At 51.8% G+C, this 15,075-nt stretch carries 15 protein-coding genes; 8 read left to right on the plus strand and 7 right to left on the minus strand.

All coding sequences use genetic code 11. From position 1 onward, the window contains the following. Positions 1 to 27 precede the first annotated feature (27 nt). The 4 genes from GW591_RS22355 (at position 28) to rlmM (ending at position 3,236) form a co-directional block, all read left to right on the plus strand. A complete protein-coding gene (locus tag GW591_RS22355; protein ID WP_013574177.1) occupies positions 28 to 249 on the plus strand; it encodes a YgdI/YgdR family lipoprotein in 222 nt (73 codons plus the stop codon). A 484-nt stretch (positions 250 to 733) separates the two neighbouring features. Beyond that, positions 734 to 1,654, plus strand: a complete 921-nt coding sequence (locus tag GW591_RS22360) for a transcriptional regulator GcvA (RefSeq protein ID WP_013574178.1) — start codon at positions 734 to 736, stop codon at positions 1,652 to 1,654. Positions 1,655 to 1,741: 87 nt separating this feature from the next. Continuing rightward, a complete protein-coding gene (locus GW591_RS22365) occupies positions 1,742 to 2,137 on the plus strand; it encodes a DUF423 domain-containing protein (protein ID WP_013574179.1) in 396 nt (131 codons plus the stop codon). After that, positions 2,130 to 3,236, plus strand: coding sequence for a 23S rRNA (cytidine(2498)-2'-O)-methyltransferase RlmM (gene rlmM / locus GW591_RS22370; protein WP_013574180.1), 1,107 nt, complete (start codon positions 2,130 to 2,132; stop codon positions 3,234 to 3,236). The genes GW591_RS22365 and rlmM overlap by 8 nt, the downstream gene beginning before the upstream one ends. 130 nt (positions 3,237 to 3,366) lie before the next feature. Here rlmM and xni read toward each other — a convergent pair whose 3' ends face one another. From xni to queF, 3 genes are all read right to left on the minus strand, one after another. Continuing rightward, entirely contained in the window at positions 3,367 to 4,119 is a 753-nt protein-coding gene (gene xni, locus GW591_RS22375) for a flap endonuclease Xni (RefSeq protein ID WP_013574181.1), read from the minus strand. Positions 4,120 to 4,197: 78 nt separating this feature from the next. Next, positions 4,198 to 5,562, minus strand: a complete 1,365-nt coding sequence (gene ppnN / locus GW591_RS22380) for a nucleotide 5'-monophosphate nucleosidase PpnN (protein WP_013574182.1) — start codon at positions 5,560 to 5,562, stop codon at positions 4,198 to 4,200. Positions 5,563 to 5,732: 170 nt separating this feature from the next. Beyond that, positions 5,733 to 6,578, minus strand: coding sequence for an NADPH-dependent 7-cyano-7-deazaguanine reductase QueF (gene queF / locus GW591_RS22385; protein ID WP_112152495.1), 846 nt, complete (start codon positions 6,576 to 6,578; stop codon positions 5,733 to 5,735). Between the two features lie 76 nt (positions 6,579 to 6,654). Between queF and syd the strand changes: the two genes are divergently transcribed. Continuing rightward, positions 6,655 to 7,206: a SecY-interacting protein gene (syd, locus tag GW591_RS22390; RefSeq protein WP_013574184.1), complete on the plus strand. Its 552-nt coding sequence runs from the start codon at positions 6,655 to 6,657 to the stop codon at positions 7,204 to 7,206. A gap of 657 nt (positions 7,207 to 7,863) precedes the next feature. On the opposite strand, the gene GW591_RS22395 is transcribed toward syd, so the two are convergent. After that, positions 7,864 to 9,102, minus strand: a complete 1,239-nt coding sequence (locus tag GW591_RS22395) for an MFS transporter (RefSeq protein WP_166861384.1) — start codon at positions 9,100 to 9,102, stop codon at positions 7,864 to 7,866. Between the two features lie 190 nt (positions 9,103 to 9,292). Here GW591_RS22395 and GW591_RS22400 point away from each other — a divergent pair, with 190 nt between their 5' ends. The 3 genes from GW591_RS22400 to GW591_RS22410 are packed head-to-tail and all read left to right on the plus strand — an operon-like array spanning position 9,293 to position 10,880. Next, on the plus strand, positions 9,293 to 9,607 hold the full coding sequence (locus GW591_RS22400; RefSeq protein ID WP_013574186.1) for a YqcC family protein: 315 nt from the start codon (positions 9,293 to 9,295) through the stop codon (positions 9,605 to 9,607). A gap of 1 nt (position 9,608) precedes the next feature. After that, positions 9,609 to 10,388, plus strand: a complete 780-nt coding sequence (gene truC, locus GW591_RS22405) for a tRNA pseudouridine(65) synthase TruC (RefSeq protein WP_166861385.1) — start codon at positions 9,609 to 9,611, stop codon at positions 10,386 to 10,388. 42 nt (positions 10,389 to 10,430) lie between these two features. Next, complete coding sequence (locus GW591_RS22410) at positions 10,431 to 10,880, plus strand: flavodoxin (RefSeq protein ID WP_013574188.1); 450 nt, start codon at positions 10,431 to 10,433, stop codon at positions 10,878 to 10,880. Positions 10,881 to 10,972: 92 nt separating this feature from the next. Here GW591_RS22410 and GW591_RS22415 read toward each other — a convergent pair whose 3' ends face one another. The 3 genes from GW591_RS22415 to glnD all read right to left on the minus strand — a co-directional run bounded on the left by GW591_RS22415 (position 10,973) and on the right by glnD (position 15,068). Further along, the gene (locus GW591_RS22415; RefSeq protein WP_013574189.1) at positions 10,973 to 11,362 is read right to left on the minus strand and encodes a DUF3461 family protein; all 390 of its coding nucleotides are present in this window, start codon (positions 11,360 to 11,362) and stop codon (positions 10,973 to 10,975) included. Between the two features lie 144 nt (positions 11,363 to 11,506). Continuing rightward, positions 11,507 to 12,331 (minus strand): 2,3,4,5-tetrahydropyridine-2,6-dicarboxylate N-succinyltransferase, encoded by an 825-nt coding sequence (gene dapD, locus GW591_RS22420; protein WP_013574190.1) that lies wholly within the window; start codon positions 12,329 to 12,331, stop codon positions 11,507 to 11,509. A 46-nt stretch (positions 12,332 to 12,377) separates the two neighbouring features. Next, positions 12,378 to 15,068 (minus strand): bifunctional uridylyltransferase/uridylyl-removing protein GlnD, encoded by a 2,691-nt coding sequence (gene glnD, locus GW591_RS22425; protein WP_013574191.1) that lies wholly within the window; start codon positions 15,066 to 15,068, stop codon positions 12,378 to 12,380. Between the last annotated feature and the right edge of the window lie 7 nt (positions 15,069 to 15,075).

A 15,075-nucleotide genomic window follows, 5' to 3' on the forward strand; every position in this document is an offset into this window, starting at 1 on the left:
AGCATATTAATCTGCAAGGAGTCTATGATGAAGAAGATCGCCGCCGTAATTTCAGCTGCACTGCTGACGACAACACTTGCCGCCTGTTCGAGCAACTACGTGATGCATACCAACGATGGCCGCACCATTGTTGCTGAAGGCAAACCTAGCACCGACAGTGATACCGGTATGATCAGTTATACCGATGCGTATGGCAATAAGCAGCAGATCAATAAATCTGAAATCAAAGAAATGGCAGAAGGGAATTGATTCCTGACGTGAACACCTTGAGTCAGTCGCTCAGGTAACCTCACATTTTGCTTTGTGACAAAACCGGCTCCTCTTGCGAGGAAGCCGGTTTTGTCACATTATGCGCTCGTCATTCTGCTGCCTGGTGTTTCCTTTGCGTCCTTTATGCAGCAAAAAAAGCAAAAAAAAAGCACCGCAAATTGCGGTGCTAAAAAATCACTTTGGACAGACAGGGTAATGTACAGGAAGTGAAAAGTTTGTAGCATTCAAGCTACGCGTCTGGATTGCCAGACAATTGCAAACACAACATCACAACCACAAGCCAAAAGTATTTCAGCATCCTCATACCAATCTACTTTTCGTTCCGGCTCAGGAAGTGGCGCCACTATAGGTTTTTGCCTGTACATCCTCAACGGACAAATTATAATGTCTCGGATTAAAAAAACTAATACCTAAACCCACGGACAGGCGTTCCGCTAACCGGCGAATAAGAAGTATCCATTCTATGTCAAAACGTTTACCGCCTTTGAATTCTCTGCGGGTGTTTGATGCCGCAGCGCGTCACCTTAGTTTTACTAAGGCTGCCGAGGAACTGTTCGTCACGCAGGCCGCTGTTAGCCACCAGATTAAGTCACTTGAGGACTTTTTAGGGTTAAAACTGTTTCGCCGCCGCAATCGCTCTTTGTTACTGAGCGAAGAAGGGCAGAGCTATTATCTGGATATCAAAGAGATATTCTCTGCTCTGAATGAGGCCACACGTAAACTTCAGGCACGCAGTGCCAAAGGCGCGCTGACCGTCAGTTTACCGCCCAGTTTTGCGATTCAATGGCTGGTGCCAAGATTGTCTGGCTTTAACTCAGCTTATCCGGGCATCGATGTACGCATCCAGGCGGTAGACCGTGAAGAAGATAAATTGGCCGACGATGTCGACGTCGCCATATTCCATGGTCGGGGTAACTGGCCGGGGCTACGGGCAGAGCGATTGTATGCGGAGTATTTACTGCCGGTTTGTTCTCCTTCGTTGCTGATGGGGGATAATCCGCTGAAGGAACCCGCCGATTTAAGTCATCACACACTGCTGCACGATGCTTCCCGTCGGGACTGGCTGGCGTACACCAAACAGCTTGGGTTGCAGCAGGTGAATGTGCAGCAGGGGCCTATTTTCAGCCACAGTGCGATGGTGGTTCAGGCCGCCGTTCACGGGCAGGGTATTGCGCTGGTGAATAATGTCATGGCACAGACTGAGATTGAGGCCGGACGTCTGGTGTGTCCGTTCAGTGAAGTTTTAATTAGTAAAAATGCTTTTTATCTGGTTTGTCATGACAGTCAGGCAGAACTGGGTAAAATAGCCGCCTTTCGTCAGTGGATCCTCGCCCGTGCAGCCAGCGAGCAGGAAAAACTGCGCTTTCGTTTCGATCAGGCCTGATTCCTGGGGATAGAAAGTCCTGAGTCTGCTGATGAGATTGATTAATCAGGTTTTTCATCAGCAAATAACGATAACAGGTAACGCATAATGACCAGTCGTTCAATGTTGATTTTCGCCGCTATCAGCGGTTTTATCTACGTCGCTTTCGGTGCTTTTGGCGCACATGTGTTGAGCCAGTCGCTCGGCGAAGCGGAAATGGCATGGATCCATACCGGGTTAACTTATCAAAGCATTCATACGCTGGTAGTGATGATTCTGGGTGTTGCGATGCAGCGCCAGCGCAATGTGTGGTTCTACTGGAGCAGCGCCTTTTTAGCGCTGGGAACCGTTTTATTCAGCGGCAGCCTTTATTGTCTGGCGCTGTCACATCTCCGTTTGTTCGTTTTTGTCACTCCGATTGGCGGTACCTTGTTCCTGGTCGGTTGGATTTTGTTGTTGATCGGCGCATTGCGCCTGAAGAAAAAGGCCGAACGCCATGAATAAACTTGCTCTCTACTGCCGTCAGGGTTTTGAAAAAGAATGCGCAGCAGAAATTACTGACAAAGCTGCGAAGATGGAAATCTTCGGTTTTGCCCGCGTGAAAGAAAACAGCGGTTATGTGCTGTTTGAATGCTATCAACCAGATGATGCTGACCGTATCGCCAAAGAACTGCCCTTCCGCGAGCTGATTTTTGCCCGTCAGTTGATCGTGGTGGGAGAGTTGCTGAAAGATTTGCCGCCGGAAGATCGTGTTTCTCCGATTGTCGGCATGGTTCAGAACGTGATTACCAACGGTGGTGAGCTTCGCGTTGAAGTGCCTGATACCAATGAAAGCAAAGAGCTGACCAAGTTCTGCCGCAAACTGACTGTGCCGCTGCGTTCCGCGATGCGCGAATGCAAAGTGCTGGGCAAGAAAGAGAATGCGCTGCGTCCGGTAGTGCATGTGTTCTTTATCGCCCCGGGTTGCTGCTATGTGGGGTATTCCTACAGCAATAACAATTCACCGTTCTATATGGGTATTCCGCGCCTCAAGTTTCCTTCCGAAGCGCCAAGCCGTTCAACGCTGAAACTGGAAGAAGCTTTCCATGTCTTTATTCCGGCTGATGAGTGGGATGAACGTCTGGCAAGTGGCATGTACGCGGTGGATTTAGGCGCGTGTCCTGGCGGCTGGACGTATCAGCTGACACAACGCAGCATGATGGTCACGGCTGTCGACAACGGTCCGATGGCACCCAGCCTGATGGAAACCGGTCAGGTGATTCATCTGCGTGAAGACGGCTTCCGTTACAAATCCACCAGCACTAAGAACTACTGGCTGGTGTGTGACATGGTCGAAAAACCGGCTAAAGTGGCTGCGCTGATGTGTGACTGGCTGGTCAACGGCTGGTGCCGTGAGGCGATCTTTAACCTGAAGTTGCCGATGAAAAAGCGTTACGAAGAAGTCTCTAATATTCTTGAACGCATCGACGAACGTCTGAAAGAAAATGGCGTGAATGCCGAGATCTTCGCGAAGCAGCTTTATCACGATCGCGAAGAAGTCACCGTGCATATCCGCCGTTTCTGGTCGGCTATTGGCGGACGCCGCGACGAGCGTGATCGCTGATACTCGTCATACTTTGAACTGCAGGGGCGTGGGCTGCGTGCGTTCGCCCGAATCACTTACTTGCCACCTGCCTGCAATTCAAATTATTCAGAGTATCCTTCCTGAACACTTGCGTTTGAGAAGTGCTTTTTTATGGCAAACGCAGTTGCTGCAAATTGCCATCCAGCGCGACGTCGGTTTGCAGCGTTGATACACGTTTGCAGGCATACGCCAGTTCACGGTGCTCTTCGAGTTTTTTACGCCATTTTTCCGGCACGCCTTCCAGATTGTCGTAAAGCTCATCCAGCGATCCGGTCTGCGTCAGTAACGTGACCGCCGTCTTCGGGCCTATTCCCGGCACTCCCGGGATTTTACTGCTGCTGATCCCGGCCAGACCCCAGTAATCGGTGAGTTGCTGTGGCAATACGCCAAACGTTTCCTGAACAAACGGCATATCCAGCCAGCGTTTCTGGAAGTAATCGCGGATCTGAATATTGGGTGCCAGTAACTGACAGTACCCTTTATCGGTTGAAACGATGGTGACCTGATGGCCGCCGGATGACACTTTCGCGGCCAGTGTTGCCGCCAGGTCGTCTGCTTCATTACCTGCAGAATGCCAGCAGGCAATGCCTAGCCCTTCAAAACCGGCTTTCAGGCTGGGCATTTCCGCAACCAGATTATCTGGCATTGGTGAGCGCCCGGCTTTGTAGTCGGGCAGACACTGATGACGCCAACTGTCTGCCCGGTCATCTTCGTCAAATACGGCAACGGCATGTGTGGGCTGAGTATGCTGAATCAGCTGACCTATGGCGTTCTGGCAGGTAATCAGACAAGGCGAACCCTGAACCGCATGGATACGGCGGATCAGGTTCAGGGCATCAATAATCAGCAGATGTATTGCCATGTTAATCTCCATAATAAAGGCGACTCGCGTCGCCCTTAGATCTGCTTTAGAAGTGTGACTTGCCGTGTGATCGGTCGGTCAGGCACAAATCTCATAGCAAGGAATATATGCGCTGCCCGGCAATTTCATACGGTGCTGGGCGACGAAACCTTGCAGCAGGCTGTCCATTTTTTTCATTAAAGCCGGATCGCCGTGCAGCTTGAAGCGACCATGTTTTTCGATGGCGTGGATCCCAAATTCTTTCACGTTACCGGCCACAATACCGGAGAAGGCGCGGCGCAGTGCGGCGGCCAGTTCCTGCGGTGGCTGGTTAGGATAAAGATTCAGGTTCGCCATGTTTTCATGATTCGGTTCGAACGGGTGCTGCAAATCGGGCGCAATGCGAATCGACCAGTTGAAACTGTAGGCATCTCCGCTGTTACGACGGTTTTCTTTCACCAGCGGCATGGCGCGTTTCATCTGACGGGCGACTTCTGTCGGATCGTCGATGATGATGGTGTAGAACTTACAGGCTTCTTCACCCAGCGTTTCTTTAATGAAGGCATCAAGAACGTGGAAGTAATCCGCGCTTTCTTTCGGGCCGGTGAGGATCAGCGGTAAAACCTGATCGCTGTTTTCCGGATCCATCAGAATGCCCAGCAGATACAGTAATTCTTCTGCGGTACCTACACCGCCAGGGAAGATAATGATCCCGTGCGCAATGCGCACGAACGCCTCAAGCCGTTTTTCGATATCCGGCATGATGATCAGTTCGTTGACCAGTGGATTAGGCGGCTCAGCAGCAATAATCGACGGTTCTGTCATGCCGATAAAGCGGCCGGCTTTGTAGCGCTGTTGCGCGTGGCCGACGGCGGCGCCTTTCATCGGGGCTTCCATTGCGCCCGGGCCACAGCCGGTACAAATGTTCAGTTCACGCAGACCCAGCTGACTGCCGACGTTACGGGCATACTGATATTCAATTTCATTAATTGAATGTCCGCCCCAGCAAACCACCATGTTCGGATCTTCATCCAGATGCAGGGCGCGGGCATTGCGTAAGATAGAGAACACCAGATTGGTCAGATGCGCTGAGTTTTTGGTATTCAGGTGCTGAAAACGACCGGCGTTGTCAATTTGCCCGCTCACGAACAGAATATCGCGCAGTACAGCAAACAGGTTGGCCTGTAATGAGCGGATAATCCGGCCATCCACAAATGCGTCTTCCGGTGGGTTTACCAGTTCCAGTTTCACGCCACGCTCTCTGCGCAGCACATTGATATCAAAGCTTTCGTAACGGTCGAGAAGCTCTTTACTGCTGTCAGTCTGGCTGCCGCTGTTAAGCACGGCCAGTGAACAATTTCGGAAAAGACGATAGAGGTCGCTGCTCGCAGTACGTTTGAGCATGTCGACTTCCAGCTGCGACAACAAATCCATTGAGCCTAACGGGCTGATATGTGTAATCAAAGTTGCTCCTTGACACCAACGGGTGCAGTGATTCTTTCTGCTACCTGATTGCGGCGCATGATTTTTCGGATCATATTTTTTGCGCCGTACGCGATTTAACAGTAACCCCGTCATCAGGCTTTTACCAATGCTGACAGAGCGTTAGCTCAGTTCTTGAGCAACGTCTCGCATTATTGTCTGACAAGTCGCGCGGTTGCAGGTTCAAACGGGAAGTTGGATCTCCATGGATTGATGTCCAGACCACCGCGGCGTGTATAGCGCGCATAAACGGCAAGCTTTTCCGGCTGGCAGAAACGCAGCAAATCATTAAAGATGCGTTCAACGCATTGTTCGTGGAATTCATTGTGATGGCGGAAAGAAACCAGGTAACGCAGCAGCGCTTCATGGTCGATTTTCGGGCCGCGATATTGGACCTGAACGGAACCCCAGTCTGGCTGATGGGTGATCAGGCAGTTGGATTTCAGCAGATGACTGACCAGCGACTCTTCAACGATCTCAGCACCTTTAGCATTGGCCAGATAATCCGTGCTGAACTCGTAACTGTCGATCTCAATATCCTGCTCATCGATGCAAACACCGTCAAAATGCCCAACCGCTGAACCTTCAATCTCAGACAGACGGCTGACGCTCACCGTGACTTCGCCTTGCGCGCAGGCGCTTAAATCACGGGTTAATGTTTCCTTGACCGCCTGCCAGTCCGCGAAAACGGTCTGGTTGAAGCTGTTCAGATAGAGCTTGAAGCTTTTGGATTCGATCAGATTCTGGCTGTTGGCATTCAGACTGATTTCACCCACGGCAACCTGCGGCAGGCCTTTGGCATTGAGCCACGACAGTTCATACAGCGTCCAGATATCTGCGCCATGAAACGGTAAGTTGTCCGGATATAAACCCAGCGGTTCACGGTTCATGCTGCGCGGAACGGCCTGCAATAAAGACGCGTCGTATTGATCGACATAAGCCGTACTTTTACCCAGCGTCAGTTGCGCCAGGGCGGGGTTATCCTGATATGAGGACATGCTGTCACCTTACGAAATAGGTACAATAGAGAATAATCCCTAGTTTACCCCAGCCTTACCGGAAGATGAGAGAATTATGGAGTCTGAAGTTTCTGTAGCATTGCGTGAATTTACTCAACGTTATGTCGATCTCTGGCAACAGGAAACCGGCATGCCGCCCGCCAGTGAAGCCCTTTTTGGTGTGGATTCGCCGTGCGTGGTCAAAACAGATGAAGACAAGGTCTTCTGGCTAACACAGACGTTTACCCCTGATGCGACCTTGCAAAATGTAGAACGGGCGCTGGAATTACAGTTGCGTCCTGAGGCGCATGAGTTTTACACGACACAGTATGCAGGGGACATGACCGCCAGCTGGCAGGGAAATCCGCTGACGTTGTTGCAGGTCTGGAGCCAGGAAGATTTCACCCGTTTGCAGGAAAATCTGATCGGGCATCTGGTCACGCAAAAGAGGCTGAAGCTGACACCTACCCTTTTTCTGGCGACCACAGATTCCGAGCTGGATCTGGTTTCGTTATGCAATGTGACCGGTAATGTCGTGCTGGAACAGTTCGGCAGTAAAAAACGAACTATACTCTCGCCATCGTTATCAGAATTCCTTACAATGCTGACCGCTGTTTGTCCCGCCTGAGCAACATCATCTGAACGACCCATCCCGCAGAGCACAAATGGCTCACAAGCGTGTGAGAGATCTCTCACAAAGGCTGTAAGAGATCTCGCTAATTTGACTTAATTACTTCCTGGTTAAAATAATTTTCATAAATAAAATCAATTAGTTGGTTGATTTATTGGTTGTGAGACGGCTTACGCCCGCTGAGGTTGGCTTACAGCCTGCCTTGCTCCCAAGGCCGAAATCAACGATTCTAGTCAGGCACTAAGGAAGCATGAAGCAGAACATCAGGATGATGGCTGATTCATAAAAAAGGGGACGGCTCAGGAAGAGTCAGGACGGCATCGGATTATGCCAGGATGTTTCAGGACGAAACCAGGGACACCTCCAGGACGGAGAAGAGAGCTCACAAAGGAAGCTGAGCGGGTCACAGATGACCAAGGGACATCAGTCAGGATGACTTAGGACAGACCGTCAGGATGAAAGTTGGACGATGCAAAGGACAGCCGGTTAGGATAACCGCAGGAAAAGTTTTCAGGGATTGAGCAGGGAGCACTCAGGTAGCTGGATTGCTATAAAACGAACCGGGGGCACTGTGAAAACAGTGCCCCCAACTTTTATGTCTATAAAAATTACTTCTGTAAAATCTTCCTTCCAGCCCAAAGCGCCAGCCATTCCTCAGCCGATCGCCCCCAAGACATCATCCTGCCCCTGCTTTTTCGGCAACAGGAATAAAGTGGCAAAAATATCCAGCAGATAAATCGCGGCCAGCAAGGTAATTGCTGCGGTAAATGACACCTGTGCCACCAGCATTCCAATCACCAGCGGGCCAAAACCACCGACGCCACGTCCGAGATTAAATAACAGATTCTGGGCCGTCGCCCGGACACGTACCGGATAGAGATCGGAAATCAGGCCGCCGTAACCGCCAATCATGCCATTCACGAACATCCCCATCAGCGCGCCTGCGAACAACATCAGCGCCGGGTCAGACAACTGCGCGTAACACACCACCATCACGACAGCGCCAATCTGATAAATCAGGAAGATTTTCCAGCGCGGGAAACGATCCGACAACATGCCGAACAGCCAGATGCCGAAGGTCATACCGACAACCGTCACGGCGGTCCACAGGCCAGATTTGGTCAGTGAGAAGCCAAAGTTTTTCGACAGATAACTCGGCATCCAGATCATCAGCCCGTAATAACCAAAGTTCTGAACAGAGCACAGGATCAGAATGCCGATGCTGGCTTTGGTCGTGGCTTTATCGCGGAACAGTAACTTAATGCGGCTAAACAGTGAGCCATCATTATTGCTGGCAGTGTGTTTTACGAAGGCTTCCGGTTCGCCCATTGTGCGGCGGATAAGGAAAGAGGCCAGCGCCGGTAACAGTCCGACCAGGAACATGCCGCGCCAGCCGATAATGCCCAACAGCATCGGTGTCAGGAAGGCGGCCATTAGCACGCCGAGCTGCCAGCCCATGCCGACATAGGCCGAGGCGCGGTTACGTTTTTCCGCTGGCCACGCTTCTGCAATCAGCGCCATGCCGATACCAAATTCACCGCCCAGGCCGACACCAGCCAGAGTGCGATAGATCAGTAAATCCCAGTACCCTTGTGCGAAAGCGCATAAACCGGTGAAGAGGGAGAACATCAGAATGGTGAAGGTCAGTACCCGGATGCGGCCGAAACGATCGCTGATAGGTCCGAAAATGACGCCGCCCAGTACGGCACCAATCAGGGTCCAGGTCACCAGCGAACCACTTTGTGAGGAAGACAAACCAAATTCGCTGGTAATAGCCGGGAGCATGAAACCGAGGATCAATAAATCAAATCCGTCCATGGCGTAGCCGGTGACGGAGGCCAGCATGGCTTTTGCCGGTGTTGCGTGTGCTTTTTGAATGTGTTGTGCGGACATGTGGACAGATCTGTAAAGAAAAAAGTGGCGGTAGTTTGCCCGTATCGGGCGTTTATCGCTACCACGAAAAACTTATGGTTGGATAGATAAATTGGATAGGATGCAGAGAGTTGGGGCATCAGTCCTTCAATGTTATGCTTTGCGCCCCCCGGCGGAGGCTGCCCGGGGCCATGAACGAAGAGAGTCATTGATGAATATAGAAAACCAGGTTCGCCAGATTTTAGAAGATATCGAGCAGGTCATGCGTGATGAAAAATTGTGGCACGCCACGCCGCCGGAAGCGGAAGCCTTTGAAAGCAAAGAGCCGTTTTCAGTGGATACCCTGTCTGCTGAACAATGGCTCCAATGGGTGCTGGTTCCCCGTATGTACGCGTTGCTGGAGGCCCAGGCACCAATGCCAACCCGTTTTGCTATCACCCCCTATTTTGAAGTGGCGATGCCTGAAGCACTCCGTTTGCTGACTCAGCTGCAACGCCTCGACGATTTGCTGAACATAGAAGACTGACATGCTGGAAATTTTGTATCAGGACGAACATCTGATCGCAGTAAATAAACCTGCGGGTATGCTGGTTCACCGCAGCTGGCTGGACCGCCATGAAACGGTGTTTGTGATGCAAACATTGCGTGATCAGATTGGTCAGCATGTGTTTACGGTTCACCGGCTGGATAAGCCGACGTCGGGCGTTTTGCTGCTGGCGCTGTCCAGCGAAGTGGCGCGTTTGCTGTCGCAGCAGTTTGAAAATAACCAGATGAGCAAGGTGTATCATGCCGTGGTTCGCGGGTATGTGCCGCAAGACGGTACCCTCGATTACGCGCTGACGGAAGAGCTTGATAAAATCGCCGATAAGTTTGCCAGTCCGGATAAAGCGCCACAGCCTGCGGTCACGCATTATCGCGTGGTGGCTCAGGTCGAGATGCCCGTGGCTGTTGGTCGTTATGATACGGCCCGTTATAGCCTGGTTGAACTGAAACCAGAAACCGGTCGTAAACATCAGCTGCGCAGGCATATGTCGCATCTGCGTCACCCGATAATCGGAGACAGCGCGCACGGTGATTTAAAGCAAAACCGGGGTATGACGCAGCATTTCGGCTGTTCCGGGCTGATGCTGCACGCCAGTCATATGCAATTGCCTCATCCGGTTACGGGTGAGCCGTTGTCGATTCAGGCGCGCTGGGATCATCGCTGGCAAAATGTGGTGACACAGTTTGGCTGGCAGGGAAAAATCCCTGAGCTTGAAAGGGTTGAGTTTGCAGAAACTTGCCGTCAGGATAGTGCACAAATTTAGTCCCTTTGATTGAAATATTGGCATCACACAGGAGTGAAACCCATGGCAGAAGTCGGAATTTTTGTCGGTACGGTATACGGCAATGCGTTACTGGTGGCAGAGGAAGCGGAAACCGTGCTGAAAGGCCAGGGTCATGACGTGAAACTGTTTGAAGAAGGCACGCTTGAAGCCTGGCAATATTACCGTCATCACTTTGTGCTGATTGTGACGTCGACTACCGGTCAGGGGGATTTGCCGGACAGCATCGCGCCTTTGTATGTCGCCATCCGTGACACCGTGGGCTATCAGCCGGAGTTGCGTTACGGCATGATTGCGCTGGGTGATATCAGCTACGATCATTTCTGTGGCGGCGGCCATAAGCTGGATGATTTATTGCAGGAACAAGGCGCATCGCGCATTGGCGAAATGCTGGAAATTGACGCCATGGAAACTGCCGAACCGGAAACCGTTGCGATTCCGTGGGTGGAAAAATGGGGACAGTTGCTTAAATAACGTCACACCCTTTGCCGTTCTGCGCGCAAGAAATAAAAAGGTCAGGCAAACGCCTGACCTTTTTTGTATTCACATCTTCTGACCGGAATTTATCAGCGGCCGTTGGTGAGTTTTTCCAGATCAGATTCAATCTCAGAAATTTTATTCGCCACGACAGATTCAAGATGACGTAAGTCATCCAGGATTTTACGTTTCAGATCCACTTCTACCTGATCACGCTGACAGATTTGATCCAGCTCATCAATCACATAGCGCAGATTTGGGCTGATCTCATGAATTTCTTTATAACCCTGACCGGCATTATCGGCAACGATGGTTTTACGCTGGCGCGGGTATTTAAACTTCACGCTTTTAGCAAAAAACTCGCCTTTATCTCTGCGGAAATAGATCTTCAGAATATCGTTATTGGCCTCCTGACGCAGGCTGTAACGATCAATATCGTCGGGATTATTAATGCCCAGGCTTTTCAGATTGTCATACATAGCGCCACCTTCGTTTAGGAGAAAATCAGAGTGTCATGATGAACTGAACGGCGGCTTTAATCATTGATTAATTGCACAGTTTGCCGTTTAGAAGATAAAAAAATAGCGGGTTATTTTTTAAAACAATACCCGCTATTTTTAAGTTTAGTCGATTGTGCGCAATAACTCATTCAGGCCGGTTTTGCCCAGAGTTTTCGCATCTACTTTCTTGACGATGACAGCGCAGTACAGGCTGTATTTACCGTCTTTAGAAGGCAGGTTGCCGGAAACCACTACGGAGCCCGCTGGTACGCGGCCGTAATGCACTTCACCAGTTTCACGGTCATAGATTTTGGTGCTCTGGCCGATGTAAACACCCATGGAAATCACCGAGCCTTCTTCCACGATCACGCCTTCAACGATTTCTGAACGCGCGCCGATGAAGCAATTGTCTTCGATGATAGTCGGGTTCGCCTGAAGTGGCTCCAGAACGCCGCCGATACCTACGCCACCGGACAGATGAACGTTTTTACCGATCTGCGCACAAGAACCGACAGTCGCCCAGGTATCAACCATGGTGCCTTCATCAACGTAAGCGCCGATGTTGACATAAGAAGGCATCAGCACGGTGTTGCGTGCAATGAATGCGCCTTTACGCACGGCAGCAGGTGGCACCACGCGGAAACCTTCACGCTGGAAACGCGCTTCATCGTAGTCAGCGAATTTCATTGGCACTTTATCGAAGTAACGGCTCTCACCGCCTTCCATCACCTGGTTGTCATTGATTCTGAACGAGAGCAGTACCGCTTTCTTCAGCCACTGATGCGTCACCCATTCGCCATCAATCTTCTCCGCAACGCGCAATTCGCCGCTGTCGATTTTGCTGATAACTTCAGTGATAGCGTCGCGCGTTACGCTGTCAACGTTAGCCGGAGTAATGTCTGCACGGCGCTCGAAGGCTTGTTCAATAACGGTTTGTAGTTGCTGCATCCTGTTCTCTTTCCTGAATTGGTTTTAAAAGATAGTGGTACTTGTATCACATTTTATCGCCAGGGTTGAGTGCCTCAGTTAACCGGCGTGTGATTTCCTGGCGAGTTTGCTTATCCAGCGCACGACGCTCGCCATTTGCCAGAATAAATAAGTCCTCTACGCGTTCGCCGATGGTCGAGATGCGCGCACCGTGCAGCGACAGGCCGAGATCAGAGAAGACTTCCCCGACGCGTGCCAGCAGGCCGGGTTGATCCAGCGACACCAGTTCCATATACGTCCGGCGGTCGGTATGCGTCGGCAGGAAACTGACTTCGGTCTGCACGCTGAAATGACGCAGTTTCGGCGAAGGACGTCGCGCACGCGGCGGCTGATAAGCCTGCGTCATCGACTGTTCCAGCGCGTAACGAATGGCTTCATGCCGGTCTTGCGCCAGCGGGCTGCCGTCCGGTTCCAGTACAATGAAAGTATCCATCGCCATGCCGTCGCGATTGGTGAAAATTTGCGCGTCATGAATGCTCAGGTTACGCCTGTCCAGCTCACCGGCGACGGTGGCAAACAGATACGGTCGGTCAGGGCTCCAGATAAATATCTCGGTCCCGCCGCGCGTTGCCTGACGGCTGACCAGCACCAGCGGTTTGGTGGAGTCATGTTCCAGCAGGTGTCTTGCGTGCCATGCCAGTTGATTGGGTGAATGGCGCAGGAAATAATCCGCCCGGCAGCGGCTCCAGATACGGTGCAGCGCTTCTTCATCAATATTATCCATACGCAGCAATGCCAGCGCCTGAAGGCGGTGATGACGCACGCGCTCGCGAAGATCCGGCGTATTTTGCATGCCGCGGCGCAATTGCTTTTCGGTGGCAAAATACAGTTCGCGTATCAGGCTTTGTTTCCAGCTGTTCCACAGGGTTTCATTGGTGGCACAGATATCCGCCACGGTCAGGCTGACCAGATAGCGAAGGCGAACTTCGGTCTGCATTTCTGCGGCGAACTGCTGGATTTCATTAGGATCCTGAATATCGCGGCGCTGTGCCGTCACTGACATCAGCAAGTGACAGCGAACCAGCCACGAGACCAACTGGGTTTCACGGGAATTCAGCCCGTGCAGTTCGGCAAATTCCAGCACATCCTGCGCGCCGAGAATCGAGTGATCACCACCGCGGCCTTTGGCAATATCGTGGAACAGGGCAGCCATCAGCAACAGTTCAGGCTGTGGCAGCCGCGGATACAGCTCCACACAGAGTGGATGCTTCGGCCGGGTTTCTTCGTGAGCAAAGCTTTCAAGTTTTTGCAGCACGCGAATGGTATGTTCATCGACTGTGTACGCGTGGAACAAGTCGAATTGCATCTGCCCGACGATCTGCCCCCATTGCGGCATATATGCCCACAGCACGCTGTGGCGGTGCATAGGCACCAGCGCGCGTGACACGGCGCCCGGATGGCGCAGGATCGACATAAACATTTCGCGCGCCTGCGGGATCATGCATAGCGGCTCTTTGAGATGTCGACGGGCATGGCGCAGCAGGCGGACGGTGGTGGAGTAAATCCCTTTGATTTCGCGATGGCGCACCATCAGGTGGAACATGCTGATGATAGTTTCCGGACGGCGGTCAAAGAGCGTGCTGTCCCGCAGATCAATCAGATCGCCACGCAGTTGGAAATCTTCATCGAGCGGCCGTGGTTTTTCATTCGGGCCGATGGCCAGAATCGCTTCATCGAACAACTGCAATAACATCTGATTCAGCTCGCCGACCCGGCGGGTCATGCGGTAGAAATCTTTCATCATGCGTTCGACGGGCTGATTGCCTTCGCCCTGATATTGCAGCAATTGCGCCACACTTTGCTGGCGGTCGAACAGCAGACGGTTGTCGTAGCGGGGCAGCAGCAAATGCAGGGCAAAACGGATTCGCCACAGGAAACTCTGACATTCCAGCAGTTCGTTGCGCTCGGCTTTGGTCAGAAAACCAAAGGCCACCATTTCGTCCAGCGATGTGGCGCCAAAATGACGACGGGCTACCCATAAAATGGTGTGAATGTCGCGCAGGCCGCCGGGGCTGCTTTTGATATCTGGCTCAAGGTTATAACTGGTGCCGTGATAACGCAGATGGCGTTCATTTTGTTCATCAATTTTGGCGCGGAAGAAGTTTGGCGAAGGCCAGAATCCGTCGCTGAAAATGTGTTTCTGCATACTGAGAAACAGCGCGACATCGCCGCAGATCAGGCGGGATTCGATCAGGTTGGTGGCTACGGTTAAATCAGCCAATCCTTCCAGCAGACATTCTTCCAGCGTACGCACGCTGTGTCCGACTTCCAGCTTAACGTCCCACAGCAAGGTAATCAGTTCACCGATGCGCAATGCCTGTTCATCGTTAAGCCGTTTCTGGCTGAGCACCAGAACATCGATATCCGATAAAGGATGCAATTCGCCGCGCCCGTAGCCGCCTACGGCCACCATCGCGGTTTCCGGAATATTGTCGAAGCCGTAGAAGGTCCACAAACGCTGTAACAGCTGATCGATGTAATGCGTCCGTGCGTCTACCAGTTCTTCAGCCTGTTGCCCGGCATTGAAGGCATCCGCCAGCCATGCCTGAAACTGTTCCATATGCTGTTTCAGGCTCTGACGGTTTAAATCGTCGTCCGGATAGACAGAAGGGGAGGCCGGTTGTAGCGGAAAAGTACGGGCGAGATCCTGCGTGGTTTGCAGTAGTACGCTCTTTTCAGCCGGGAAGTTTTCAATCATGGGTGCG

The organism is Rahnella aceris (assembly GCF_011684115.1).
In the GTDB taxonomy this organism is placed as follows: Bacteria; Pseudomonadota; Gammaproteobacteria; order Enterobacterales; family Enterobacteriaceae; genus Rahnella; species Rahnella aceris.

What these genes read in the sequence shown, in the direction of transcription:
- GW591_RS22355 (WP_013574177.1), top strand. Translation starts at nt 28, where the DNA reads ATGAAGAAGATCGCCGCCGTAATTTCAGCTGCACTGCTGACGACAACA.
- GW591_RS22360 (WP_013574178.1), top strand. Translation starts at nt 734, where the DNA reads ATGTCAAAACGTTTACCGCCTTTGAATTCTCTGCGGGTGTTTGATGCC.
- GW591_RS22365 (WP_013574179.1), top strand. Translation starts at nt 1,742, where the DNA reads ATGACCAGTCGTTCAATGTTGATTTTCGCCGCTATCAGCGGTTTTATC.
- rlmM (WP_013574180.1), top strand. Translation starts at nt 2,130, where the DNA reads ATGAATAAACTTGCTCTCTACTGCCGTCAGGGTTTTGAAAAAGAATGC.
- xni (WP_013574181.1), bottom strand. Translation starts at nt 4,119, where the DNA reads ATGGCAATACATCTGCTGATTATTGATGCCCTGAACCTGATCCGCCGT.
- queF (WP_112152495.1), bottom strand. Translation starts at nt 6,578, where the DNA reads ATGTCCTCATATCAGGATAACCCCGCCCTGGCGCAACTGACGCTGGGT.
- syd (WP_013574184.1), top strand. Translation starts at nt 6,655, where the DNA reads ATGGAGTCTGAAGTTTCTGTAGCATTGCGTGAATTTACTCAACGTTAT.
- GW591_RS22395 (WP_166861384.1), bottom strand. Translation starts at nt 9,102, where the DNA reads ATGTCCGCACAACACATTCAAAAAGCACACGCAACACCGGCAAAAGCC.
- GW591_RS22400 (WP_013574186.1), top strand. Translation starts at nt 9,293, where the DNA reads ATGAATATAGAAAACCAGGTTCGCCAGATTTTAGAAGATATCGAGCAG.
- truC (WP_166861385.1), top strand. Translation starts at nt 9,609, where the DNA reads ATGCTGGAAATTTTGTATCAGGACGAACATCTGATCGCAGTAAATAAA.
- GW591_RS22410 (WP_013574188.1), top strand. Translation starts at nt 10,431, where the DNA reads ATGGCAGAAGTCGGAATTTTTGTCGGTACGGTATACGGCAATGCGTTA.
- GW591_RS22415 (WP_013574189.1), bottom strand. Translation starts at nt 11,362, where the DNA reads ATGTATGACAATCTGAAAAGCCTGGGCATTAATAATCCCGACGATATT.
- dapD (WP_013574190.1), bottom strand. Translation starts at nt 12,331, where the DNA reads ATGCAGCAACTACAAACCGTTATTGAACAAGCCTTCGAGCGCCGTGCA.
- glnD (WP_013574191.1), bottom strand. Translation starts at nt 15,068, where the DNA reads ATGATTGAAAACTTCCCGGCTGAAAAGAGCGTACTACTGCAAACCACG.